The sequence below is a fragment of the Nocardioides epinepheli genome, assembly GCF_037936805.1.
Classification (GTDB): Bacteria; Actinomycetota; Actinomycetes; order Propionibacteriales; family Nocardioidaceae; genus Nocardioides.
The window spans coordinates 228,130-251,783 of record NZ_JBBMMC010000005.1 but is presented as its reverse complement, the minus strand read 5'-3'; the positions used below and the strand labels follow the sequence as shown (position 1 = coordinate 251,783).

General features: G+C 70.4%; 25 protein-coding genes. 14 read left to right on the top strand and 11 right to left on the bottom strand.

What is annotated here, in order from left to right; all coding sequences use genetic code 11:
• Positions 1-27: 27 nt before the first annotated feature.
• Positions 28-573 (bottom strand): GrpB family protein, encoded by a 546-nt coding sequence (locus WMR31_RS09290; RefSeq protein ID WP_340538516.1) that lies wholly within the window; start codon positions 571-573, stop codon positions 28-30.
• Between the two features lie 37 nt (positions 574-610).
• Positions 611-904, bottom strand: a complete 294-nt coding sequence (locus WMR31_RS09285) for a metal-sensitive transcriptional regulator (RefSeq protein WP_445321621.1) — start codon at positions 902-904, stop codon at positions 611-613.
• Between the two features lie 123 nt (positions 905-1,027).
• Between WMR31_RS09285 and WMR31_RS09280 the strand changes: the two genes are divergently transcribed.
• The 5 genes from WMR31_RS09280 (at position 1,028) to WMR31_RS09260 (ending at position 3,617) form a co-directional block, all read left to right on the top strand.
• Entirely contained in the window at positions 1,028-1,405 is a 378-nt protein-coding gene (locus WMR31_RS09280) for a carboxymuconolactone decarboxylase family protein (protein ID WP_340538515.1), read from the top strand.
• 37 nt (positions 1,406-1,442) lie between these two features.
• Positions 1,443-1,607 (top strand): DUF8730 family Cys-rich protein, encoded by a 165-nt coding sequence (locus WMR31_RS09275; RefSeq protein WP_340538514.1) that lies wholly within the window; start codon positions 1,443-1,445, stop codon positions 1,605-1,607.
• A gap of 83 nt (positions 1,608-1,690) precedes the next feature.
• Positions 1,691-2,377 carry a DUF1345 domain-containing protein gene (locus WMR31_RS09270; RefSeq protein ID WP_340538513.1) on the top strand — a complete coding sequence of 229 codons (687 nt, stop codon included), beginning with the start codon at positions 1,691-1,693 and terminating at the stop codon, positions 2,375-2,377.
• 172 nt (positions 2,378-2,549) lie between these two features.
• Positions 2,550-2,966, top strand: coding sequence for a hypothetical protein (locus WMR31_RS09265; RefSeq protein ID WP_340538512.1), 417 nt, complete (start codon positions 2,550-2,552; stop codon positions 2,964-2,966).
• Positions 2,967-3,113: 147 nt separating this feature from the next.
• A complete protein-coding gene (locus WMR31_RS09260; protein ID WP_340538511.1) occupies positions 3,114-3,617 on the top strand; it encodes a GNAT family N-acetyltransferase in 504 nt (167 codons plus the stop codon).
• On the opposite strand, the gene WMR31_RS09255 is transcribed toward WMR31_RS09260, so the two are convergent.
• Positions 3,614-4,276: a maleylpyruvate isomerase family mycothiol-dependent enzyme gene (locus tag WMR31_RS09255; RefSeq protein ID WP_340538510.1), complete on the bottom strand. Its 663-nt coding sequence runs from the start codon at positions 4,274-4,276 to the stop codon at positions 3,614-3,616. The genes WMR31_RS09260 and WMR31_RS09255 overlap by 4 nt on opposite strands.
• A gap of 141 nt (positions 4,277-4,417) precedes the next feature.
• Between WMR31_RS09255 and WMR31_RS09250 the strand changes: the two genes are divergently transcribed.
• Positions 4,418-4,954: a hypothetical protein gene (locus WMR31_RS09250; protein WP_340538509.1), complete on the top strand. Its 537-nt coding sequence runs from the start codon at positions 4,418-4,420 to the stop codon at positions 4,952-4,954.
• A gap of 345 nt (positions 4,955-5,299) precedes the next feature.
• Here WMR31_RS09250 and WMR31_RS09245 read toward each other — a convergent pair whose 3' ends face one another.
• From WMR31_RS09245 to WMR31_RS09220, 6 genes are all read right to left on the bottom strand, one after another.
• Positions 5,300-5,692: a VOC family protein gene (locus tag WMR31_RS09245; RefSeq protein WP_340538508.1), complete on the bottom strand. Its 393-nt coding sequence runs from the start codon at positions 5,690-5,692 to the stop codon at positions 5,300-5,302.
• Positions 5,689-7,104 carry an MFS transporter gene (locus WMR31_RS09240; RefSeq protein WP_340538507.1) on the bottom strand — a complete coding sequence of 472 codons (1,416 nt, stop codon included), beginning with the start codon at positions 7,102-7,104 and terminating at the stop codon, positions 5,689-5,691. The genes WMR31_RS09245 and WMR31_RS09240 overlap by 4 nt, the downstream gene beginning before the upstream one ends.
• Before the next feature lies 1 nt (position 7,105).
• On the bottom strand, positions 7,106-8,728 hold the full coding sequence (locus tag WMR31_RS09235) for a phospholipase D family protein (RefSeq protein ID WP_340538506.1): 1,623 nt from the start codon (positions 8,726-8,728) through the stop codon (positions 7,106-7,108).
• 73 nt (positions 8,729-8,801) lie between these two features.
• Positions 8,802-9,482: a hypothetical protein gene (locus WMR31_RS09230; RefSeq protein WP_340538505.1), complete on the bottom strand. Its 681-nt coding sequence runs from the start codon at positions 9,480-9,482 to the stop codon at positions 8,802-8,804.
• Positions 9,479-10,093, bottom strand: coding sequence for an RNA polymerase sigma factor (locus WMR31_RS09225; RefSeq protein ID WP_340538504.1), 615 nt, complete (start codon positions 10,091-10,093; stop codon positions 9,479-9,481). Before WMR31_RS09225 ends, WMR31_RS09230 begins: the two co-directional genes overlap by 4 nt.
• Positions 10,094-10,123: 30 nt before the next feature.
• The gene (locus WMR31_RS09220; protein ID WP_340538503.1) at positions 10,124-10,948 is read right to left on the bottom strand and encodes an alpha/beta fold hydrolase; all 825 of its coding nucleotides are present in this window, start codon (positions 10,946-10,948) and stop codon (positions 10,124-10,126) included.
• 48 nt (positions 10,949-10,996) lie between these two features.
• Here WMR31_RS09220 and WMR31_RS09215 point away from each other — a divergent pair, with 48 nt between their 5' ends.
• From WMR31_RS09215 to WMR31_RS09200, 4 genes are all read left to right on the top strand, one after another.
• Positions 10,997-11,716, top strand: coding sequence for a helix-turn-helix domain-containing protein (locus tag WMR31_RS09215; RefSeq protein WP_340538502.1), 720 nt, complete (start codon positions 10,997-10,999; stop codon positions 11,714-11,716).
• Between the two features lie 98 nt (positions 11,717-11,814).
• Positions 11,815-13,080 (top strand): epoxide hydrolase family protein, encoded by a 1,266-nt coding sequence (locus WMR31_RS09210; RefSeq protein WP_340538501.1) that lies wholly within the window; start codon positions 11,815-11,817, stop codon positions 13,078-13,080.
• Positions 13,081-13,226: 146 nt separating this feature from the next.
• Positions 13,227-14,732: a DHA2 family efflux MFS transporter permease subunit gene (locus WMR31_RS09205; protein ID WP_340538500.1), complete on the top strand. Its 1,506-nt coding sequence runs from the start codon at positions 13,227-13,229 to the stop codon at positions 14,730-14,732.
• Between the two features lie 190 nt (positions 14,733-14,922).
• The gene (locus WMR31_RS09200) at positions 14,923-16,896 is read left to right on the top strand and encodes an MFS transporter (RefSeq protein WP_340538499.1); all 1,974 of its coding nucleotides are present in this window, start codon (positions 14,923-14,925) and stop codon (positions 16,894-16,896) included.
• A 22-nt stretch (positions 16,897-16,918) separates the two neighbouring features.
• On the opposite strand, the gene WMR31_RS09195 is transcribed toward WMR31_RS09200, so the two are convergent.
• A complete protein-coding gene (locus WMR31_RS09195) occupies positions 16,919-17,938 on the bottom strand; it encodes a helix-turn-helix transcriptional regulator (protein WP_340538498.1) in 1,020 nt (339 codons plus the stop codon).
• A 128-nt stretch (positions 17,939-18,066) separates the two neighbouring features.
• On the opposite strand from WMR31_RS09195, the gene WMR31_RS09190 reads away from it, so the two are divergent.
• Positions 18,067-18,270, top strand: a complete 204-nt coding sequence (locus tag WMR31_RS09190; RefSeq protein ID WP_340538497.1) for a hypothetical protein — start codon at positions 18,067-18,069, stop codon at positions 18,268-18,270.
• Between the two features lie 107 nt (positions 18,271-18,377).
• Here WMR31_RS09190 and WMR31_RS09185 read toward each other — a convergent pair whose 3' ends face one another.
• Positions 18,378-19,394, bottom strand: coding sequence for a zinc-dependent alcohol dehydrogenase family protein (locus WMR31_RS09185; RefSeq protein ID WP_340538496.1), 1,017 nt, complete (start codon positions 19,392-19,394; stop codon positions 18,378-18,380).
• Positions 19,395-19,486: 92 nt separating this feature from the next.
• Between WMR31_RS09185 and WMR31_RS09180 the strand changes: the two genes are divergently transcribed.
• The 3 genes from WMR31_RS09180 to WMR31_RS09170 all read left to right on the top strand — a co-directional run bounded on the left by WMR31_RS09180 (position 19,487) and on the right by WMR31_RS09170 (position 23,526).
• Positions 19,487-21,007: a helix-turn-helix domain-containing protein gene (locus tag WMR31_RS09180; RefSeq protein ID WP_340538495.1), complete on the top strand. Its 1,521-nt coding sequence runs from the start codon at positions 19,487-19,489 to the stop codon at positions 21,005-21,007.
• Between the two features lie 339 nt (positions 21,008-21,346).
• Complete coding sequence (locus tag WMR31_RS09175; RefSeq protein WP_340538494.1) at positions 21,347-22,147, top strand: glycerophosphodiester phosphodiesterase family protein; 801 nt, start codon at positions 21,347-21,349, stop codon at positions 22,145-22,147.
• Positions 22,144-23,526, top strand: coding sequence for an MFS transporter (locus WMR31_RS09170; RefSeq protein ID WP_340538493.1), 1,383 nt, complete (start codon positions 22,144-22,146; stop codon positions 23,524-23,526). The genes WMR31_RS09175 and WMR31_RS09170 overlap by 4 nt, the downstream gene beginning before the upstream one ends.
• The last annotated feature ends 128 nt before the right edge of the window (positions 23,527-23,654 follow it).

Sequence of the window (23,654 nt, the reverse complement as noted above, 5' to 3'; positions counted from 1 at the left end):
GCCATTCAATCGGTCGTCAACCGGTCGTCAATCGGTCGACCCGGCTCCCCCGGCGGCCCGCGCCCGCTTCTTGATCTCCTCGATCACCGAGGTCTTCGCATCGGAGTAGGCGTTCATGTCGGCCCAGTCGCGTCGGAGGAGGCCGCGCTTGGTCGACTCGTACAGGTCGCGGTCGCCTTGATCGGATCGAAGCCGATCGCGTAGGAGGAGGTAGTCGGCCGCTGCCGGGTCATCGGGCTCGAGGACGTGTACGTGGACGTCGCGTGCCGGCGTGCGCACGAGGCGATGCCCCGGCTCGCGCACCCGTAACACGTACCCGGCGGCCAGCAGCGGGACGAGGTAGTCCTCCTCGGCGGTGATGTCGGGGACGGTGACCAGGATGTCGATGATCGGCTTCGCGGCGAGACCGGGCACCGACGTCGACCCGATGTGCTCGACCGCGATCGCGGCGTCGCCCAGCCCCGCCATGATCCGGCTCCGGTGTTCGAGGTACGCCGACGCCCACGCCGGGTCGTGGCTCACGAGGTGGAGGTCGCGCTTCTCCACGCCGCCCACCAGTTCCGCCTCGGTCACGTCGTCGCGGCGCCTGGAACGGCCGGTCGGTGGGTCCTCAGGCGAGGGCAAGGAACAGCTTCTCCATCTTCTTGGTGTCGACGCTCTCCGGGCCGCCTTCGACCAGACAGCGCTGGAGGCCCGTGGCGACCAGGGCGTAGCCGCCGCGGGCGACTGCCTTGTTGACCGCCGCGAGCTGCATCAGAGCATCCTCGCACTCCGCACCGTCCTCCAGCATCCGGATCACCGAGGCGAGGTGTCCGTTGGCGCGCTTGAGGCGGGTGATGATCGCCTTGGTGTCCTCTGGCTCGAGCTGCATGGTGGTGCCCTTCTGGTCGTCCTGTGCTGACACGCCTGGGGGTCGTGCCGCGTCCGACTATAACCCCCCGGGGGGATATGCTAGTGTCCCTCGCATCCCCCCGGGGGGTTAAGGCGCACCGTGCGCCGGCACGAAGACACTGGAGGAAGTGACTCGATGGACGAGGAGTCGAAGAGCCCCTACGGCAAGCAGGTCCTGTCTGACTTGGGGCCCATGCACCGCAACCTGCGCCACGCGATCCCCGAGGTCTACCAAGGCTTCGGCGCGCTCTCGAAGGCCGCCTTCGACGACGGCGCGCTCCCCCGCGCGACCAAGGAGCTCATCGCGCTCGCGATCGGCGTCGTCGAGGGGTGCGACGGCTGCATCGCCTCCCACGCCCAGGCCGCGGTGCGGGCCGGCGCTAGCCGCCAGGAGGCGGCCGAGGCCATCGGCGTCACCTTCTTGATGCACGGCGGTCCGGCGACCATCCATGGCGCCCGGGCCTACGACGCCTTCTGCGAGTTCGCTGACGCCGCCGACCAGCGATCCGCCTGATCGAACGACCTGCATCACCTATCACCGAGGAGAGAACATGTGCCGTCCGAAGCGATGCGCGACCTGCGGCTTGACCACCTGGACCGGCTGTGGAGCCCACGTCGCCGACGTCAAGGCCTCCGTGCCGCCGGGGCAGTGGTGCGCAGGGCACCCCGATGCCCAGGGCTCTACGAGCTGGGTCAAGCGCCTGCTCGGGCGCTGACCGCTGCGCCGATCGATCGGCCGCTCGGGCGGCGGCAGGGGCGTCGCGTCCGAGGCCGGCGCCGCTCCCCCTAGCCTGTGCGGGTGAACGACACCTTCTGGCTCGGAGAACGCAGACGATCTGGCCTCGCGGCGGTGCTGACCGTCGTCGTGGCGATCGTCGCAATGGCTGTCGGAGGACGCGACGCCGGCTCGGCGGTCGATGCCGGCGTGCTGGCCCTCCTCGCCTTCCTGATCGCCTACCTCCTGACGACCGCGGTGGTCTTCGCCCGGGCGACCCGACCGACGATCCTCAAGTGGGCCCAGCGGGCTGATCGCGGCACCTTCGCGCAGCGCTATCTGTACGGCACGGCCCCCGGGCCGGGCATCTCGCTGGGGGTCTCGATCGCGGCGCTCGTGGTGGCCATGGGCTGGTTGCCCACCGGCATCGCCAGCGACTTCGAGCGCCCGGTGCGTCTCACGATCACCGCGGCCCTGGTGATCGTGGCGTGGTCGTGCGTAGTGATGTCTTTCGCGGTCGCCTTCTACGCCGACAACCTCGTCGAGAACGAACGTGGGCTCAACTTCCCGCATGCGGAGGGCGAGACCCCCTCCCCCGACTGGTCCGACTACATCTACTTCGCGTTCGCGGTTATGACCACCTTCGGGACCACCGACGTCTCCGTCGTGTCCTCCGAGCTGCGCCGTACGGTGACCGCGCACGCCGTCATCGCCTTCGTCTTCAACACCGTGATCGTGGCGACCCTGGTCTCGGCACTCGCCGCCGGCTAGACCGAGAGCGTTGCTCACTTTGTGACGCAGGCCCTACTCGGTCAAGCCGATTTACCCCATTTCACAGCGGTTTAGACCGCTTGGCACCAGATCCGGCATTCCTCCGAATCGGCCGTCGTGGCTGTCTACGGTGAAGTTCGACAGTCACCACCACCCCCCACGGAGAAACGCCATGTTCATCGATGTCACCAAGCTCAACGAGGTCGCTGCCGAACTCGAGGCTCGACTTCCCGGCCTGGTCGCCACCGACATCTGGGAGCGCTCGACCGGCAAGTCACTCGCCGGCTTCAACACTCAGCCTGCGGCCGTCGAGATGTTCAACGAGATGACGTCCGGCATGGAGCGCACGCTCGAGCAGTCCGGATTCCCCGGGCTTGCCCGCTACTTCGTCCTGGAGATGCAGGGTGACACCCTCGTGGTGATCATCCTCCACGGGAACGACGTCATGCAGGGCATGCTCTGCAACAGCAAGATGACCAACATGGGAACGCTCCTCGCTCTCGGCCTTCGCACCGCCATCGACGGCGTCAAGGCGGCTCGCCGTCACGTCCCGTCGGAGACCACCGCCGAGATCCACCCACCGGCCTGACCTCGACGACACCGCAGCCGGACCGCGTCGCCCCGACCAGCTCGGGGTGGCGCGGTCCTTCTGGTTCGAGCCGCCCGGTCCTCGACGGCTGGCTGGTCGCCCGCAATCGCGTTGTGGTCGTGCTGAGGTCCGGGCACGATCGGTTGCGTGCTCGAACTTCGCAAGCTGGAACCCGACGACTGGCCGCTGTGGCGCGAGCTCCGGCTCGCCGCCCTGGGGCAGGCGCCCGAGGCGTTCGGCGCTCGACTGGCCGACTGGCAGGGCGCCGGTGATCGCGAGGAGCGCTGGCGCGCGAGGCTGGCCATCCCCGGCGGACGAGACGTGGTGGCATTCCTCGACGACGAGCCGGTCGGGATGGTCAGCGGCGTACCGGGCACCAGAGCGGACACCGTCGAGTTGATCTCGATGTGGGTGGCCCCGCGGGCGCGCGGACGAGGCGTCGGCGATGCCCTGATCGAGGCGATCAAGCAGTGGGCACGGGGTCGAGACGCGACGACGCTGCGGCTGTCGGTGATGCCCGACAACCCCGCTGCGCTCGGTCTGTACCAGCGGCATGGATTCAGCGACACGGGTGAGCCGGGCGTGCTCCGACGTGACGGGCTCACCCGCGAGCGGGTGCTCGCCGTGCCGTTGAGTCAGGGCGTGTCCTAGCCGAGGGCCGGGAGGCGTGCGGCGAGCGCGCCCCAGTCGGCCGGCACGTCGATGCGACCGGTGCCGATCAGCGTGGCCTCCGCGTCGTCGAGACCGGCGGGCAGCGGCTCGTCGATCAGGGCCTCGATCGTGTTGCGCGCGATGGACAGCCCGGATGCCGGCGGTGCGACATCGACGCGAAGGTCGAGCTGGTGGACGACGTCCTCGACCGCCCAGACGGCGAGGTAGTCGCCCGCACTGTAGACCCGGCCGTCCCAGAGCACCGGTCGGTCGGCCACCGCGTCGACCGCCCGGCGGGCCGCCTCGGCGACGTCTCGTAGCTGAGCCATCGCCGAGGCCGGCCGGGCGTAGGCAGCGGTACGCCGGCGCTGCGACATGATGACCGGGATCGGGTCGTCGGTGGTGTACTGGTCGGCGAACTGCGTCCAGAAGCTCGCCGCGTCGACGGTCGGCTCGGACTCCACCGGCGACACGAGCCCGCCGAACATCTCCTGCCAGCCGGCAAGCACATGGACCACGACGTCCATCCGGCTCCACCCCGCACATCGTGATGGCTCCAGCAGGTCGAGCTCGCCGATCGACTCGGCAGCCTCGAGGAAGCCGTCGATGGACTCCCCCATCGCGTGTCGGCCGGTCTCGAACGGGATCGTCAGGCTCATACGAGCCGAGGCTAGGGCACGCCGCCGACAGCCTGACCCGGTTGATGAGAGGCCGTTCATCTACGACTCATCCGGCCTTCATCGAACGGCCGCAGGATCCAGCCTGACTCATTCGCTCCCCGAGAACCCGAAGGAACCACGATGCGACGTCTACTGCTTCTTCCCGTGCTGGCCGGAATCGCGCTGCTGCTCCCCGCCCTGACCTTGACCGGCGGTGCTGCGACCGCCGCCGAGGCAGGCGAGCGCGGCTCTGACGACCGGGCGTGCCGCGGTGTGATCCGCGGCGCCGTCGACGACGACGTCGTGGTGCCTGCCGGCGCCACCTGTCGCCTCGTGGGGACCCGTGTCGACGGCGACGTCAAGGTGCGCCAGGGAGCGCGCCTGGTCGTCAAGGGCGCCGACATCGAGGGCAACATCCAGTCGGCCTCGGCGAAGCGCGTCGTGGTCCGTGGCGCACGGGTCGACGGCAACATCCAGCTCAAGAAGACCCGCACCGGCGGAGTGGTCCGGGGCTCGGCCGTCAACGGCGACATCCAGATCAGCGGCAGCAAGGGTCGCTTCCGCATCGTCGACAACGTCGTGGACGGCAACCTCCAGTGCCAGGGCAACCGCCCCGCACCCCAGGGCGGGCGCAACGTCGTCGACGGCAACAAGGAAGGCCAGTGCCGTCGGCTGTGACTGCGGCCGAGCGCGCCGAGCTCCGGGTGCCGGGGTTTCGTCGGCGCTCGCTGGCGCTCGCTTGCTCAACCTCCGGCCGAGGGTGGTGCTCGGAGGTTGAGCAAGCTGGAGGGCGAGGGACGAGCCCGACAGCGCTGACGAAACCTCGTAACCGGCCTCGGGAACGTTGGCAGCGCCGGTTGCCGGGGTTTCGTCGGCGCTCGCTGGCGCTCGCTTGCTCAACCTCCGGCCGAGGGTGGTGCTCGGAGGTTGAGCAAGCTGGAGGGCGAGGGACGAGCCCGACAGCGCTGACGAAACCTCGTAAGCCCGCCGGGGTTTCGTCAGCGCTCGCTGGCGCTCGCTCGCTCAACCTCCGGCGGCAGGCGACGCCCCGGAGGCTTGCTCACCTCCGACGTGTGCCACGACGTTGAACACGTTGCCGTCGGGTGCGCGGACGAAGAACCGGCGCACGCCCCACTCCTCCTCGCACAGCGGGTGCACGATCTCGTAGCCGCGCTCCTGGGCCTGCGCGTAGGCGGCGTCGACGTCGTCGACCTTGACCGAGACGACGGGGTTGGCCGGAGCGGTGGCGTCCTTGGTGACCACCTGAAGGTGCGCCCCGGTGGCGGGCGAGGTGTACCTGGCGACCCAGCCGAGGTTGAACTCCTCGTCGGAGAGCCCGAGATAGTCGGTATAGAAGTCGCGTCCGACCGCGAGGTCAGGAACCACCAGGTCGGCGATGATGCTCTCTACCCTCACACTCCCCGACGGTAGCCGGTCACGGCGTGGGCCGCGAGCACCGCGAAGACGCCGACGCACGCCACGGCACTGATCGCGAACGTCGTCGAGATGCCGCGGTCGGTGGCCTCCCCGCCCACGCCGAGGTGGGCAGCGATCACCGCCGCCGAGATGGCGGTGCCGAACGAGCTGCCGATCGTCCGCAGCACCTGGTTGAAGCTCACCGAGCTGCCCAGCTCGGCAGCCGCCACGCTGCGCGCGATCAGGGCCGGCATGGCGGCGTAGCTGGCTCCAAGACCGACACCGAAGAGGAACATGCCGATCAGCACCTCCCAGAGCTCGGTGTGCGCTAGCCAGAGGAGGGCGGCTGCCGAGGCCATGACGGCGGCCCCGAAGGGCAGCACGACGGTGAGGTCGACCCGGCGCGAGAGCCGACGCACCACCCGGTTGGCCGAGAAGCTGCCGACCGAGAGCGGGAACATCACGAATCCCGCCCACCAGACCGGAAGCGCCAGCCCGTAGCCGGTCTCCTCCGGCGCCTGGGCGACGAGGCTCCCCATCGAGAGGCCGATGTACATGGCGCCGCCCAGGCCGATCGCGGTGCCATTGGCGAGGATGACGTCGGTGCGGGTGAGCACGCGCAGGTTGATGAGCGGGTGCTCCGTGCGGAGCTCGACGAAGGTCCACGCTGCCAGCACGACCACCGCGAGGCAGAGCACCGAGATGACTGCGGGTGACCCCCAGCCCCAGTGCGTGCCCTCGCTGATGCCGAGCAGCAGGGACCCGAGGCCGAGGCCCAGCAGGACCGCCCCCAGGGCGTCGAAGCGGCGCGCGTGGCCCGCGGCATCCAGCTCGGTGTCGGCCGGGATGTGCCTGGCCACCACGACCAGCGCGGTCACCACGAAGATCGCGGCGAACCAGAAGGCTGCACGGAAGTCGAGGGTGCCGGCGATGATGCCGGTGAGCGGGTAGCCGATGCCGATCCCGGTCGAGACCGTGACCGAGAGACTGGAGATGGCGGCCTGGGTGCGCGCGGGCGCGACGTACCGGCGCGCCAGCGAGATGGTGACCGGGACGATGCCGTAGGTCAGCCCCTGGAGCGCGCGGCCTACGAGGAAGATGTCGAACCGCGGTGCGGAGGCAGCCACCACGCAGCCCACCAGGACGATCGAGAGGGAGACCAGCAGCAGTCGCTTGGGGTGGGCGCCGTCGCTGAGCCGTCCCATCACCGGCGTGGCGACCGCGCCGGCGAGCAGGTTGATCGTCAACGTCCACTGGGCGGTGCTGACGGCGACGTCCATCGCCTTCGCGATCGAGGGCACCAGCAGCATGCCGAGCGACGACACGATCGCGGTGGACAGCGCGCCGTAGACCAGCGCCGGGACGAGGCTGCGACGCGAGCCGGGCCGGGTGCTGGGCGGCGCGTCGTCCATCTCAGAAGCTGCGACGGCGACGCAACGACCGCGGGCGGCCGTCCGGGTCGTGCAGGAATCGGTAGAAGGGCGCCGCGATCAGCTGGCGCGCGGTCGGGAGCTCCGGCTTCGGCAGCCGTCGCAGCCGCCCAGGGGGGCGTGGGCCGACCCGTCCGCTCGCGTGCCAGTCCTCCAGCGCGTCCGCGGCCTCGGCGAACGCCGCGAACATGGCGGCGGGCTTGACGACGTCGGCCATCGCCTCATCGACCAGCGCGGCAGCCTCCGGAGAGGTCAGCTGGTCGGGGTCGAGCCGGTCGAGGTGCTCGGCGCCGAGGGTCAGCCGGAGCCGGCGTCCGTAGTCGCCGTCAGGGTCGACGACGACCGCGGAGAGCTCGGAGTCGTTGGTCCACGAGCGTCGGCAGAAGTTGTCCGACCCGATCGTCGACCAGGTGTCGTCGAGGACGCACACCTTGGCGTGCACGTAGACCGGTGTGCCGGCATGGTTCTCCAGGCCGTAGAAGGCGACCCGGTCCCCTGCCTCCATCTGGAGCCGCCGGATCGCCCTGATCCGGCCGAGGAGCTGCGGATCGCGTGCGAACCAGCCGTCCTGGTCGGGGTACTGGGGCAGGACCGCGATCAGGCGCAGGTCCGGGTTGTCGTGGAGTGCCTTCGACAGCACGTCGCTCATCTCGCGCCCCCAGAGGAACTGGTCCTCCAGGTAGATCAGCTCCCGCACGTTGCCCAGCGCCTTGGCGTATCCGCGGGCGACCGAGCGCTCACCGCGAGGTGCGAAGTCGTAGGCCCACCCGGGGCCCAGCCGCGGGTAGGTGCGCAGCAACTGGATCCGGTGGTCGTGACCTTCCACCGGGGGCGGCGGCGGGGCCTGCGGCGACAGGCGGTGCCGCTCCTCGTCGAGGTCGTGCACCTTGTCCTGCACCCGACGCAGCGGACTGCGCGTGGGTGGTGTGGAGTCCTCCCACCGCTCACGGAAGACCGTCTCGACGTCGTGGACGACCGGCCCGTGCAGGGCGACCTGGACGTCGTGCCACGGCGGGTGCTCGCCGTACTCCTTCGACGTCGGCTCGGCCTGGGGGTCGCCGCGGTGGTCGGCGTCGTCGCGACGGCCGTGGCAGAGGTCGATCCCGCCGACGAAGGCCACATCGCGGGAGGGGTCGTCGGCGTGCCGGATCACCACGAACTTCTGGTGGTGGGCCCCCGAGGAGCGCACCCGCATGTCGAGGATCACGTCGGCGCCGTGCGCCTGGAGTCGCTTGCCGAGGTCCCGGTGCTCGTCGGCGTGGTAGCCGATGAGACCGGTCTGGGAGCGCCAGACGAGGACCCGCACCTCGACGCCGCGGTCGAGCGCTCGCTCGAGGACTTGGTACAGCGTGCTGCCGGGGTCGTCGGTGAGCTGCTGGTCGGGGCTTCCGCGCCAGTCGGTGAAGTACACCCGATCGCCCGGGCCGGTCGCCTCCAAGGCGTCGTACAGCTCACCGAAGTAGGTGTCGCCGTGGATCAGCGGGCGGGCCAGGTTCCCGGTCGACCACGCCGTCCCGTCCGAGTGCAGGTCGTCGAGCCGGGTCGCAGGGTTGCCGCGTTCGGCCGCCGAGAGCAGCCATGACTCACTCGGGTTCGCCTGGTTCACGAGTGCACAACGTACGCGTCCCCGCGGACCGGTCGGGAACCGGGCCGCGGGGAGGCGTGTCGGGCGGGATCGATCAGAGGAAGACGCCGGCGCCGCAGACGGTGTCGCCGAACCGGTAGGTCGCCATCATCGAGGGCGTGTCCCCGTCCATGGTGTTGAGCTTGAGCTGGTTGCCCTCGACCAGGGTGGCGCCCGACAGGGTCAGGACGTAGTCGTCTCCGTCGCGTTCGAGGTTCACCGGCAGGACGCCGTCGATCGGTCCGCAGGCACCGTCGTCAGCAGGGGGGCCGTCCTCGCCGCCCTCCCCGACCGACACGTGGAGGCCCTCGTCGGAGACCTCGCCCGCCGGCGGTGCGGTCTGGTCGATCGGCGCCGGGCCGCCGTCACCGTCGATCCGCACGACCGTGTCGGTGGCGCCGTACTCGACCTCGGCGTCGATGCCGCGTTCGGCCAGGGCGGCCTCGAGACCGTCGGCGTCGGTGAGCTCGTGGATGCGGACGACGACCGCTCCCCCGTCGCCGTTCTCGACGGCGAACGCGGGGGTGCCCCCGCCGAGGGTGGTGAGCCCGGCGATGGTGGCCGCCGCGCCGATGATCGCGGCGATCCCCAGTCCGGCGCGACGGCGCTGCCGGCTTCGGGACCGGAGCGGGACGACGTCGGGGGTGTGGTCGGCTGCCCGGTCGGCGACGACGTCGCGCAGCTCGGTCAGCAGGCTCTGCTCGAAGTGGTCGAGCGGTGGCTTCACGGTGGTCATGATGTGATCTCCTGGATCTGGAATGGTGCCGGCGCGGCCTCGGACATGAGGCGCTGGACCCGGGCGCGGCTGCGGTGCAGCCGAACCCGCGCGGTGGCCGGCTTCACCCCCAGCACGCTCGCTGCGTCGGTGATGGAGAGCCCGTCGAGGGCGACGAGCTCGAAGAGCCGGCGATCCTTGTCGGGCAGGTCGCCGAGGACGGCGTAGACGGCGCGCAGCTCCCGCTCGGCGTCGATCCGCTCCTCGATACGGGTGATCGAGTCGGCGTCGAGCAGGCGGCGTCCGGCGATCCGTCGGGTGGCGTCGTGCTCGCGGAACCGGCGTCGCACGTGGTCGGCGACCACGTTCCGGGCGATTCCGATCAGCCAGGCCACCGGTCGGCCCAGATCGCTGCGATAGCCGTCGCTGGCGGCGATGGCTGCCAGGAAGACGTCGGCGGTGAGGTCGGCGGCCAGGTGCGGGTCGTCCACCCGACGCGCGACGAACCTGCCCACCGTCTCCAGATGCTCGCGATAGAAGGCCTCGAAGGCGTCCGGATCGCGCCCGATGGCGGTGACGTCTGGGGCTGCGGGGGCCTCGGGCCGGCCGTCCGACGCGTCGTGTTCGTTCATACCCCTTCTTCGTCGCCCGGGGGTGCGGCGTTACACCTGATCGGCACGTTGTTCGCGGTGGCCGAGCAGGAAGACCCGAAGCGCGGAGACGAAGGCCTCGGGCCGTTCGCTGTGCACCCAGTGCCCGGCGCCCTTGATCGTGACCTGCGTGGTGTGCGGGAACAGCTGCCGCATCGCTGCGTCGTGCTCCTTGCGGACGTAGTCGGAGCGCTCTCCTGCCACCCACAGGACCGGGTGCTCGAAGGGCGGAGCGTCGAGCCGGTCGGCTTCGGGGAACCCCCCGATCACCGGCAGCCCGGCCCGCAGCAGCGCGAGGTTGGCGCGCCAGGTGAACGCCGGGTCGCTGCTCGACCCGGTCGCGGCGAGGTTCTGGAGCAGGAAGCCGCGGACGACGTCGTTGGGGATCTGCTCCTGGAGGGCCTGGTCGGCCTCCGCACGCCGGGACACGGCGCCCAGATCGAGTCCGGCGAGGCTGTCGAGGAGGTGCTCGAACTCCCCGGCGCCCTCGCTGGCCGTGGGAGAGATGTCGACCACGACGAGCCGGCGCACCAGGTCGGGATGGCGCAGGGCGAGCACCATCGCCACCTTCCCGCCCATCGAATGACCGATCACGTGCACCGGGCCGTCGGCGGCGAATCCGGTGCGTAGATGCTCGGCGACGGCGTCGGCGACCTCTACGTAGTCGACCGAGTCGGTCCACTCCGAGCGACCGTGGTTGGGCAGGTCGACCAGCAGCGAGTGGATGTCCGGTTCGAGGGCCCGCGCGATGGGTGTGAAGTTGCGGCCCTGCCCGAACAGGCCGTGCAGGAAGACCGCTCGGTCGCCGCTGGATCCGATCTCCGTGGTGTGCAGCACCCCGAAAGCCTAGGCCGTCCCGGCACTCCCACCAGGCAGGATCGACCCATGACCTACACGTGGACGAGCGAGGACGGCGGGCTCTACGAGAGCGTTCCGAGCACCCACCCCGCGATCAGCTCGCTGTGGCGCGCGGTCGTCACCCAGCCCTATGAGTGGACCGACGCAGCCAACGAGTTCTGGGGCCTGGCCCTCACCAGGGGGCCGGACGGCGCGCGGTCGGTCGAGCTGGTCGGTCCCGCGCTGCGTCCACGGCCCTTGGTGATGGAGCCGGGCCACGAGCACTGGGGCGTCGAGCTCGCCGCCCACGTGGTGGTGGTCGGTGTGCCCAAGCGCGGGCTGCTCGACGTCATCGTGGACCTGCCGGTGTCCGGCTCGTGGTTCGAGCTGGCCGGCGTCCGCTATCCCTTCGTCGACCACGACGGACTGCCGGGCCTCATCGACGCGATGCTCGTCCAGGGCACCTTGGTGGCCGACCCGGCACTCGGCGCCGCTCTCGACGGCGCCGCCGGGTGGTCAGAACGCAGCCTGCAACGCCATGTGCGCGACCAGACCGGCCTCAGTCCCAAGCAGGTCGAGCAACGGCGCCGCGTCCGGCACGCCTACGCGCTGATGCAGCAGGGGCTCCCGCTGGCAGAGGCCGCCGTCGCGGCCGGCTACTCCGACCAGGCGCACATGACCCGCGACTTCGGACTGCTCGCCGGGATCACTCCGGCGCGGGTGCTGCGCGAGTACCTCGACGGAGAGCGGGGAGACGTCCTCCGCTAGCGGCCCGGACGGTTGGCGGGTTTCTTCAATAGCGGACCCCGCCTGGCGGGCGAGAGTGGAGACATCGACCAGCACACCGCAACCGGAAGGAAGCACCGATGAACACCACGACGAACGGCCCCACCGTCGCCCCCTTCACCATCGACGTCACCGACGCCGCGCTGGAGGACCTGCGGACCCGACTCGACCTGACCCGACTCCCGTCGGTGGTCGACGAGACCGTCGTCGAGCAGGGCGTCACCCTCGCCGACGTCCGAGAGCTGCTGCGGTACTGGCGTGAGGACTTCGACTGGTCCGTGCAGCAGGCCCGCCTCAACGCGCTCCCCCAGGTCACCGTCACCACCGAGGACGGCGTGCTGCACGCCGTCCACCAGCGGGCCGGCCGCGAGGGCGCCCCCGCGGTGATGCTGCTGCACGGCTGGCCGGACACCTTCGCCCGCTACGCCGCCGTGGTGCCGATGCTCGTGGACGCCGGCTACGACGTCGTCGTCCCGTCGCTGCCGGGGACGGCGTGGTCCTCCGAGCCGAGCGGCCCCGCGACCCTGGCCGACGCCGGTGAGCGCCTGCACGGCCTGATGGCAGCCCTCGGCTACGACCGTTACGCAGTCCACGGCGGCGACTGGGGAGCCGGGGTGGCCGACGCGATCGCCGCCGCCCACCCCGAGGCGCTCTACGCCCTGCACCTGGCCGACGTGCCGTTCTCGAAGGTGTTCACGATCGACCGCGAGACCGCCTCCGAGGCGGAGAAGGCCTACCTCGAGCGCTTCGAGGCCTTCGGTGCCGACACCGGCCAGGGGCTGTACTACACGATCCAGTCCGAGATGCCGACGCTCTTCTCGATCGGACTGACCGACTCCCCCGTCGCGCTGGCCGCCTGGCACCTGAGCCGGTTCATGATGTGGTGCGAGGAGCGCCCCTCGCTCGACGACGTCCTCACCAACGTGATGCTGCACTGGGTCACCGACTCGACCCGCTCGGCGATGCGCTTCTACGCCGAGGGCCTCGCCTGGGACGGCGGCGACGACGCCGACTGGTCTGCGGACGCCGGGACCGACTGGGCGCAGGCCGAGGGGTCCCAGACCGAGGCGGCGGAGACCGAGGAGGCCGGGACCGAGGAGGCGGACGCCGAAGAGGCCGGGGACTGGGGAGGCGACTGGACGGTCACCCCGATCGCCGTCCCTACCGGCATCGCCGCCTTCCCCCGCGACCTCGCCGGCGTCCCGCCGCGGGAGTACGCCGAGCGCTTCTACCAGGTCGAGCAGTTCACCGTGATGCCCCCCGGCGGCCACTTCGGAGCCCTCGAGGACCCGACCGCCCTGGCCGAGGACCTCCGCACCTTCCTGGCCCGATTCGCCACCGACTGACCACCAACTGACCAGCAGCCCCACCCGCCTCAACCGTCCCACCTTGGCGCTGACCCGTCCGCTATAGCTGACGGGTCAGCGTCATTTGCGCGTCACGGAGCGCAACGAATGGGGCGTTGGGGGTGGGTGGCACTAGATTTCGGCCAGTGACAACAGACTTGACGAAGGAACCGTCCGAGGGGAACCCGGGCGAGATCACAGCTGAGAGCGACAAGCTCGACCGCGCGGTGCTGGTGGTCGCCGGAGTGGTGGTGCTCGGGGCGATCATGTCGATCCTCGACATCACCGTCGTCTCGGTGGCACTGGAGACCTTCCAGAACGAGTTCAAGGCCTCCTCCGCACAGGTCGCCTGGACCATGACCGGCTACACGCTGGCGCTGGCCAGCGTCATCCCGCTTACCGGCTGGGCGGCCGACCGGTTCGGCACCAAGCGCCTCTACCTGCTGGCCGTGGTGCTCTTCACCATCGGCTCGGTGCTGTGCGCGATGGCGACGACGCTGCCGATGCTCGTCGCCTTCCGCGTGCTGCAGGGCCTCGGTGGCGGAATGCTGATGCCGCTGGGCATGACGATCCTCACCCGTGCCGCCGGCCCCGAGCGGGTCGGTCGGGTCATGGCCGTGCTCGGCATCCCGATGCTGCTCGGCCCGATCTTCGGCCCCATCATCGGCGGCGCGCTCATCGACTCCGCGAGCTGGCACTGGATCTTCCTGATCAACCTGCCGATCGGCGTCATCGCCCTGGTCTACGCCCTCAAGGTGCTCCCGCCCGACCACGTCGAGCCGTCGGAGACCTTCGACTGGATCGGCATGGCTCTGCTCTCCCCCGGTCTGGCCGCCTTCCTCTACGGCGTCTCCTCGATCCCCGAGGCGCGCACCGAGCACGGCACCGTCTGGACCGCGCAGGTCGTCGGGCCGGCAGCCGTCGGAATCCTCCTGATCGTCGCCTTCGTGCCGTGGGCGCTGAACCCGCGCAATGCACACCCCGTGGTCGACCTGCGGCTGTTCGCCAATCGCACGATGACCGTCGCGGTGCTGTCGATGTCGCTGTTCGCGATCGCCTTCTTCGGTGCCAGCCTGCTGTTCCCGCTGTACTTCCAGGGCGTGCGCGGCCAGGACGCCCTCCACGCCGGGCTGCTGCTTGCCCCGCAGGGCGTGGGGGCGATGATCACGATGCCGCTGGCCGGCATCCTCGCCGACAAGATCGGGCCCGGGAAGATCGTCATGACCGGCATCAGCGTCATCACCATCGGCATGGCGATGTTCACCCAGCTGGAGGCCGACACCTCCTACGCCTTCATCCTCGGTGCGCTGTTCGTGATGGGCCTGGGCATGGGCGGCACGATGATGCCCATCATGTCTGCCGCGCTCGGCACCCTGCGCGAGCACACCATCGCGCGCGGCTCCACCTTGATGAACATCGTCCAGCAGGTGGCGGCCTCGATCGGTACCGCGCTGTTCGCCGTGCTGCTCACCAACGGCACGATCAAGCTGAACCCCATGTCGCCCGACTTCATCGACGGCTACGCCGACGCCTTCGCCACGGTGTTCATCGTCGCGACGATCCTGATCGCGCTGGTGCTCGTCCCGGCGTTCTTCCTGCCGCGGCGCAAGCTCGAGCAGCCCGAGGGCGCCGCGCCCGTCGCGATGCACTGACCCGACGCGGCACCTGAGCCGACCCCTCGGTCCGAGAGATCTCGGGCTGGGGGGTCCGGCGTTTCCAGGGCCCCGGCTCCCGATCCCGATCACCACTAGGCTGGGCGCGCTCTTCACACACAGAGAGGAACAGGGGTTGTCCACCCGCAGTCCCGAGGCACCGGCGGCTCGGCCTGACCGTGCCGACCACGTGGCCACCCGAGCGAATCCGACCCTCGTCGTCACGATGCTGTCGCTGTGCGGCATCGTCGTGTCGCTCCAGCAGACGCTCCTCCTCCCGCTGCTGGCCGAGCTGCCGCGGCTGCTCGACACCTCGCCGGAGAGCGCGTCCTGGCTGGTCACCGCGACCCTGCTCACCGGCGCCATCGCCACCCCGACGATCTCGCGGCTCGCCGACATGTACGGCAAGCGGCGGATGGTCCTGGTCGCGCTGGCGACGTCGGTGGCCGGGTCGCTGCTCGGAGCCGTCAGCACCGACCTGTGGCTGCTGATCGCGGCCCGCGCCCTTCAGGGTGTCGGCATGGCGCTGATCCCGGTCGCCATCGCGATCATGCGCGATGAGCTACCGCGCGACCGAGTGCCGCTCGGCGTGGCGATCATGAGCGCGACCCTCGCGATCGGTGCCGGGGTCGCCCTACCGCTCGCTGGGTTGATCAACGAGCACCTGGACTGGCACGCGTCCTTCTGGCTGACCGCGGCGGTCGGCGTGGCGCTGTTCCTGGGCGCCGCCTGGATCATCCCGGAGTCACCGGTGCGCACCGGCGGCGCGTTCGACGTCCGTGGCGCCGTGCTGTTGTCGCTGGCCCTGACCGCGATCCTGGTCGCCCTGTCCAAGGGCGGGCAGTGGGGCTGGATCTCACCTGCCACCCTCGGCCTGGCCGTGCTCGGTCTGGCGATCCTGGCCGCGTGGGTGCCGATGGAGCTGCGGACGCCGCGCCCGCTGGTCGACGTGCGGGTGGCCACCCGACGTGCGGTGCTGCTGGTCAACGTGGCCTCGGCCTTCGTCGGCTTCGCCATGTACGCCAACATGCTCGTCTCGATGCAGTTCCTGCAGATCCCGGAGAGCACGGGCTACGGGCTCGGTCGCGACGTGCTGGCCGCGGGGCTGTGGATGGTTCCGAACGCCGCGGCGTTCGGGCTGATGGCGCCGGTCGCGGCCGCCGCCATCCGGCGCTTCGGGCCCCAGGCCACCTTGATCGCGGGCGCGCTGATCATGGCGGTGGCCTACGTCGCGCGGGTCGTCTACAGCAACGACGCGGTCCAGGTGTCCCTCGGGGCCGCCGTGGTCGGCGTCGGTACGGCGTTGGTCTACAGCGCGATGCCGACCCTGATCATGCGGGCGGTGCCGGTCACCGAGACGGCCTCGGCCAACGGCCTCAACGTCCTGCTCCGCTCCTTGGGCACCTCGACGGCGAGCGCGGCCACCGCGGCCATCACCACCGCCTCGGTCGTGAGCATCGCCGGCCACGAGTTCGCCTCCGAGGGCGCGCTGAACCTCCTGTACTGGCTTGCTGCCGCTGCGTCGTTGGCGACGGTCGTGATCGGCGTCCCGATGCTCCGCATGCGCGAGTACGCGATCGAGGCCGACCGCGCCGGCGCCGAGAACGTCGGCGCCGAGGCCCAGGTGGTCGAGGGCCAGGTGGTCGACGCCTCCGGCCGTGCGATCCGGTACGCCGTGGTCACGGTGCTGACCCCCGACGGCCAGGGCATCGACTGGGGGCAGGCCGATACCGAGGGCCGCTTCACCATCGCGATCCCCCGCGCCGACGACTACCTCGTGGTCACCACCGCGGAGGGCTGGCGCCCGCGCTCGCGTTTCATGCACCTCGACAACACCGATCCGCTCCCCCCGATCGCGCTCCGCGACCGGCTCACGCTGACCGGGACGATCACCGACGCCGACCAGATGCCACTGCCTGACGCCCTCGTCATCCTCACGCGCCAGTCCGGCGAGGTGGTCGACAGCATCCGCAGCGACCACGACGGCCGCTACTCGATGCCCCGGCCACCAGGCGGTCGCTATGTCGTCACCGCTGCGGCGGGCGAGGAGCAGATCGGTGCCCGCGCGGTCACCCTGCTCGACACCGCCTACGACGTCGATCTCGTCCTCGGCACGCCGCTGAAGCATCCGGCGGAAGACGACGCCGATACGCGCCGAGCCTGAGTCACTGAGGGACACCCGGCCGCTAGGGCCGGCCGACGTGGGCTTCGCGGCTCACCTCGGCTGGCTCCTCCTGCGCCGCCGCGAGGAACCGCTCGCCGATGCGCCGGCACGCCTCACGAACCGCCTCCGGCCGCTGGACGACGAAGTCCGCTCGGACCCGGATCAGCTGCGTGGCGAACCACTCGGCGTCGTCGGTGGTGCCGACCAGACGGGTGCTCCGCTCATCGAGGGCCTCGAGACGGCCGAGATAGCGCGGCAGCCACCTGGCGACGTCGCCGAGCGGCGCGTCGATGACCACCTCCACCTCAGGCCCCCACCCCTCGGCCAGATGGGCGTCGACGACGGCGACGACGTCGAGGTCGGCGGGTGGCTGGAAGGTCGCCGTGGTCGGTTCGCAGGCCTCGATCCGGTCGAGGCGTAGCACTCGCTTGGCCTCGACCTGGCGCTCGTCGATCGAGTGCAGCCAGCAGAGCAGATACCACCGGTCGTGACGCAGCGTGATGCCCCACGGAGCGACGTCCATCGAACGTGTCTCGCGCTCGGGAGCGCTGCGATAGCGCAGCCGTGCGCGGACGCCGTCGCGCACCGCGCGGGCCAGAGCGCTCGCCAGCCGGGGGTCCGGACCGGACGGATCGATTCGCCCGGTCGTGACGCCGCGCAGCGCCTCGGCGGGCTCGGCGAGGGCGGCTGGGAGCACCCGGATGATCTTGTCCAACGCCTCCTCGACGGCCTCGCCCCCGGCCACCGAGTGACGCCCGCGCACCGCGGCCATCACCAGGGCCAGCGCCTGGTCGGTGGAGAACATCAGCGGCGGCACCCGGAAGCCGCGTCCGATCCGGTAGCCGCCGTAGCGTCCGGGCGTCGACTCCACCGGGATGCCGGCCGCGCGCAAGATCGCGACGTACCGGCGTGCGGCGCGACTCGAGACCCCGAGCCGCTCCCCCAGTCGCTCCCCCGAGACTCCCGGACGGTCGTGGATCATCTCCAGGGCGACCAGGGCCCGAGCGGTCGGGCCCGCTTCGTCGACGAACGTGTCGGTCATCTGCGGAAGGCTAGCGTCCGGGTCCCTCAGCCGCCGGGCAGCGCCCGAGCGGTCACCGGGCCTAGTCCATCGTGACCAGATCGGGGCGGTTCGTATCACGCCGGACCGGGCATGCTCCTACTGTCGAGGTGTCGAGCATCGACGTCCTCGACAAGGAGAGACCAGCCAGGGAGCACCTCATGTTCGACACCGCACCGGAGACCGGAAGCCACCTCACCCACGATCGGCCCTGCCCCCAGTGCGGCCATGCGATGCACACCTACCTGGCGTGCTCCGACACCTGCAGCTGCCAGCCGGTCGGGCTGCGGACTCCGGCCCTCGCCTACGCCTGAACGGCCTGCCCGGCTTGTTACCGACCGTTGTGACCTCTGGCCTGCGCTTGTAAGAGCAGGTCAGTACTCACAACGGTCAGTAACATGCGGGCCTGCCCAGCGGCCCCTCACGGCTGGAGCAGCACCTTGATCGCGGTGCGCTCGTCCATGGCGCGGTAGCCGTCGGCGACCCGGTCGAGCGGGAGGGTCAGGTCGAAGATCGGGCCCGGGTCGAGCCGACGGCTCAGGACGCGGTCCAGCAGATCGGGCAGGTAGCGGCGCACCGGAGCGACGCCGCCCCGTAGGCCGATGTTCTTGCGGAACATCACCTCCACCGGTGCCTCGACGCCGTGCGGGACGCCGACGAAACCCACCGTCCCACCGGGCCGGGTGACCCGGAAGGCCTGCTCGAACGCCGGGCCGTTGCCGACGCACTCCAGCGTCGACTCCGCGCCGATGCCGCCGAGGATCTCCTTGACCGCCGCCACGCCCTCGCGGCCGCGCTCGGCGACGATGTGGGTCGCTCCGAACCGACGGGCCAGGTCCTGGCGTGGCTGGTGGCGCGACATCGCGATGATCGTCTCGGCACCGAGCTCGCGGGCAGCGAGGACGCCGCACAGCCCGACGGCGCCGTCGCCGACGACCACGGCGGTGCCGCCCTCGTGCACCCCGGAGGCGACCGCGGCATGCCAGCCGGTGGCCATCACGTCCGAGAGGCTCATCAGGGCCGGGATCAGGTCGGCGTCGGGGGCGCCGTCGATCTTCACCAGGCTCCCCTCGGCCTGGGTGACCCGGGCGTACTCGGCCTGCCCGCTGCGGGTGACGCCGTAGTTCACGCACGCCGACTGGACGCCGAGCCGGCAGGCCGGGCAGGTGTTGTCACAGTGGTCGAAGGGCACGACCACGAAGTCGCCGGGCGCGAAGGAGGTGACGTCGGCGCCCACCTCCTCGACGATGCCGAGACACTCGTGCCCGATCGTGCGGGGCTCGGCGACGGCGTCCTCGCCGCGGTAGGGCCACAGGTCGGAGCCGCAGATGCAGGAGGTGTGGACCTTGACGACCGCGTCGGTCGGCGCCTCGATCCTCGGATCGGGCACCTCCTCGAAGCGGATGTCGCCGGGTCCGTGGATCACGGTTGCCTTCATGGGCACCGATCCTGGCACCCGCCCCGCATGACGACGACACCCCGGTCGCGTCGGTTGTTGCGGTATCTCATATGTGAGTTACCGTGAGTTCCATGTCGACCGAGTACAAGAGCCGTATCGGAACCCTGATCCGCGACGCCCGCCTGCACCGAGGACTCACCCAGGCGCAGCTCGCCGCTCAGCTCGGCACCAGCCAGAGTGCGATCAACCGCATGGAGAAGGGCCACCAGAACCTGTCCCTGGAGATGGTGGCCCGCGTCGGCGAGGCCCTCGACTCCGAGATCGTCGAGCTGGGTCCGACGCACCTGCGCGTCACCGGGCCCACCACGCTCACCGGGTCCATCGACGTCAAGACCTCCAAGAACGCCGGCGTCGCGCTGCTGTGCGCCTCCCTGCTCAACCGCGGCCGCACCACCTTGCGCAAGGTCGCCCGCATCGAAGAGGTCAACCGACTCCTCGAGGTGCTCAACAGCCTCGGGGTCCGCACCCGGTGGCTCAACAGCGACAACGATCTCGAGATCGTGCCCCCGCGCGAGCTCGACCTGACCCGCATCGACGAGGCCGCCGCCCGCCGGACCCGCTCGGTGATCATGTTCCTCGGCCCGCTCCTCCACCAGGCCGACACCTTCGATCTCCCCTACGCCGGCGGCTGCAACCTCGGCACCCGCACCGTCGAGCCGCACCTCTCGGCGCTGCGCCCGTTCGGGCTCGAGGTCAAGGCCACCGACGGCAGCTATCACGCCCAGGTCAACCGAGCGATCGAGCCGGGGCGGCCGATCGTGCTCACCGAGCGGGGCGACACCGTCACCGAGAACGCCCTCATGGCGGCCGCGCTGCACCCCGGCACGACGGTCATCCGCAACGCCTCGTCGAACTACATGGTTCAGGACCTGTGCTTCTACCTGCAGAAGCTCGGCGTCGAGATCGAGGGCATCGGCTCCACGACCCTGCGCGTCACCGGCGTCGAGAGCATCGACGTCGACGTCGACTACGCGCCCAGCGAGGACCCGATCGAGGCGATGTCGCTGCTGGCCGCAGCCATCGTCACCAAGTCGGAGATCACCATCAAGCGGGTGCCGATCGAGTTCCTCGAGATCGAGCTCGCGGTCCTGGAGGAGATGGGCTTCTCCTACGAGCGCACCGAGGAGTACGTCGCGCTCAACGGTCACACGCGGCTGGTCGACCTGACCACCAAGGCCTCCGTGCTCCACGCACCGCTCGACAAGATCCACCCCATGCCGTTCCCGGGTCTGAACATCGACAACCTGCCCTTCTTCGCCGTCATCGCGGCGGTGGCCGACGGGCAGACCTTCCTGCACGACTGGGTCTATGAGAACCGCGCCATCTACCTCACCGAGCTCACCAAGCTCGGTGGCCACGTCAAGCTCCTCGACCCGCACCGCGTCATGATCGAGGGCCCGACGTCGTTCTCCGGCGCCGAGCTCGTCTGCCCGCCCGCGCTGCGTCCGGCGGTGGTGATCCTGCTCGCGATGCTCGCCAGCAAGGGCACCTCGGTCCTGCGCAGCACCTACGTGATCCACCGCGGCTACGAGGACCTCGCCGAGCGCCTCAACACCCTGGGCGCCTCGATCGAGACCTTCCGCGACTTCTGATCGCACCCGAGCGCAGCGAGGGTGCGATCGTCGGTGATCGAGCAAGCCGTCACGCGCTGAGCCTGCGAGGCGCGTGAACCGGCGCGTCGAGATCTCGTGAGTGTCCTCGGGAAGCCTGGCAGCGACGGTCGCCGGGGGTTCGTCGGCGCTCGCTGCGCTCGCTTGCTCAACCTCCGGCGGCGGGTCCCTTGGGTGCCGGGGTTTCGTCGGTGCTCGCCGGGCTCGCTTGCTCAACCTCCGGCGGCGGGTCCCTCGGGTGCCGGGGTTTCGTCGGTGCTCGCCGGGCTCGCATGCACAACATCCGGCGCGGCGAGGCGTCGGGGCGACATACTGCACCCCGTGCCCACCACCACGACCCCGCGAACGGGCCGGCCGTTCCTCGACGAGGTCCTCGACGATCCGGCGCCGGTGCTCGCCTTCGCACACCGCGGCGGCGCGACCCACCCCGACCTCGACGGACTCGAGAACACGCTGGAGGCCTTCCAGCACGCGGTCGACCTCGGCTACCGCTACCTGGAGACCGATGTGCACGCCACCGCGGACGGCGCGCTGCTGGCCTTCCACGACGACGTGCTCGACCGGGTCACCGACCAGCAGGGTCCGATCGCCGGGCTGACCCTCGCGGAGATCGCCAACGCCCGGATCGGCGGCCGGGCAGAGGTGCCCACGCTCGGCGCACTGCTCGACGCACTGCCCGGCGTCCGGTTCAACATCGACCTCAAGTCCGACGGCGCGGTACGGCCGCTGGCCGACCTCATCGCGGCGCGCGACCTGCAGGACGACGTCCTGGTCGGCTCCTTCTCGCGCGCCCGGCTGCGCGAGTTCCGCAGGCTCACCGAAGGACGGGTGGCGACGTCCGCCGCGCCCGCGGAGGTGGCCAGGTTCCTCGCGCTGCCGAGCCGCCGGGCCGCCTTCGACGCCCTCCAGGTGCCCCGCGACCGCGGCCGGCTGCCGATCGTGTCGGCGCGGCTCGTGCGAACCGCGCACCAGGCAGGCAAGCATGTGCACGTCTGGACCATCGACGAGGCCGACGAGATCCGCGAGCTGATCGACCTGGGCGTCGACGGCCTGATCACCGACCGGACCGACGTGTTGAAGGACGTGCTCGCCGAGCGCGGCCAGTGGAGGGAGAACCGATGACCGGCATCGCCGACCTCGCACCGCTCGCGCGCGCTCGCGAACAGAAGGCGTGGTACTGGTACGACTGGGCCAACAGCGCGTACTACACGACTGTGCTGAGCGTCATGTTCGCCCCGTACATGATCGAGGTCGCCGGCAACGCCGCCGGCTGCCCCGACAACCTCGACGACGCCGCCACGTGCGGCAACACCGTCGACGTCCTCGGCCTGCATCTCGCCGCCGGCTCCCTGCCGTTCTACCTGACGAGCTTCGCGACCATCTTCAGCGCCTTCCTGCTTCCCATCGTGGGCGCCATGGTCGACCGCTCGGCCCACAAGAAGCGCCACATGGCCTTCTTCGCCTGGGCCGGCGCCGCGTGTGCCTCACTGCTGTTCTTCCTCAAGGACGACGACTGGCAGATCGGCGCGATCGCGATCGTCCTCTCCAGCATCCTGGCGGGCTGCTCGGTGATCAGCTACTCCGCGATCCTGGTCGACATCTCCACCGAGGCCGAGCGCGACCGGGTGTCCTCGCGCGGCTGGGCCTTCGGCTATCTCGGCGGCGGCATCCTGCTGGCGATCAACCTGGCGATGTTCCTGGGGCACGACGCCATCGGGCTGTCCAGCTCGATGGCGGTGCGTCTGTCGCTGCTCTCGGCGGCGATCTGGTGGGCCGCGTTCACGATCATCCCGTTCGTGAAGCTGAGTGATCACCCGCCCGTCGGCAGCCTGGAGATCAAGGGCAACGTCTTCGACCGCAGCTTCGGTCAGCTGTGGCGCACCCTGAAGGACCTGCGCAACTATCCGGTGACGCTCACCTTCCTCGCGGCCTATCTGTTCTTCAACGACGGCATCCAGACCGTCATCTACGCCGCCTCCACCTACGGTTCCAAGCAGCTCGGCTTCGGCGACAGCGTGCTGATCGGCACGATCCTGCTCATCCAGTTCGTCGCCTTCGGCGGTGCGCTGCTCTTCGGCCGGCTGGCCCAGCGCTACGGCGGCTACCGGCCGATCCTGTACGGCACCTACGCCTGGATCGTGATCGTCGTGGCGGCGTTCTTCCTGCCCGCCAAGAACGTGCCCCTGTTCCTCCTGGTCGCGATCGCGATCGGACTGGTGCTCGGTGGCACCCAGGCGCTGTCCCGCTCCTTCTACAGCCTGCTCATCCCGCGCGGCCGCGAGGGTGAGTACTTCGCGCTCTACAACGCCTGCGAGCGCGGGACGTCGTGGCTCGGCACGTTGGTCTTCGCCGTCATGTTCCAGCTCACCGACTCCTATCGCCCGGCGATCCTGGCACTGATCGTGTTCTTCGCGGTCGGCGCGCTCCTGCTGCTCCGGGTCGACCCAGAACGCGGGATCCGCGAGGCCGGGAACCGGGTGCCCGCCAACGTCGTGGGCTAGGGCACACGCCCTGGCACCGCTGTGTGACGAAAGCGTCTCTGCCGGTAATTCCCGATCCTGCGTGGAATCTTGGGAGGCTGGGTAACGTTGACGAAGGAGCGGGTGGTACAAGCCCCCGCCCACACACG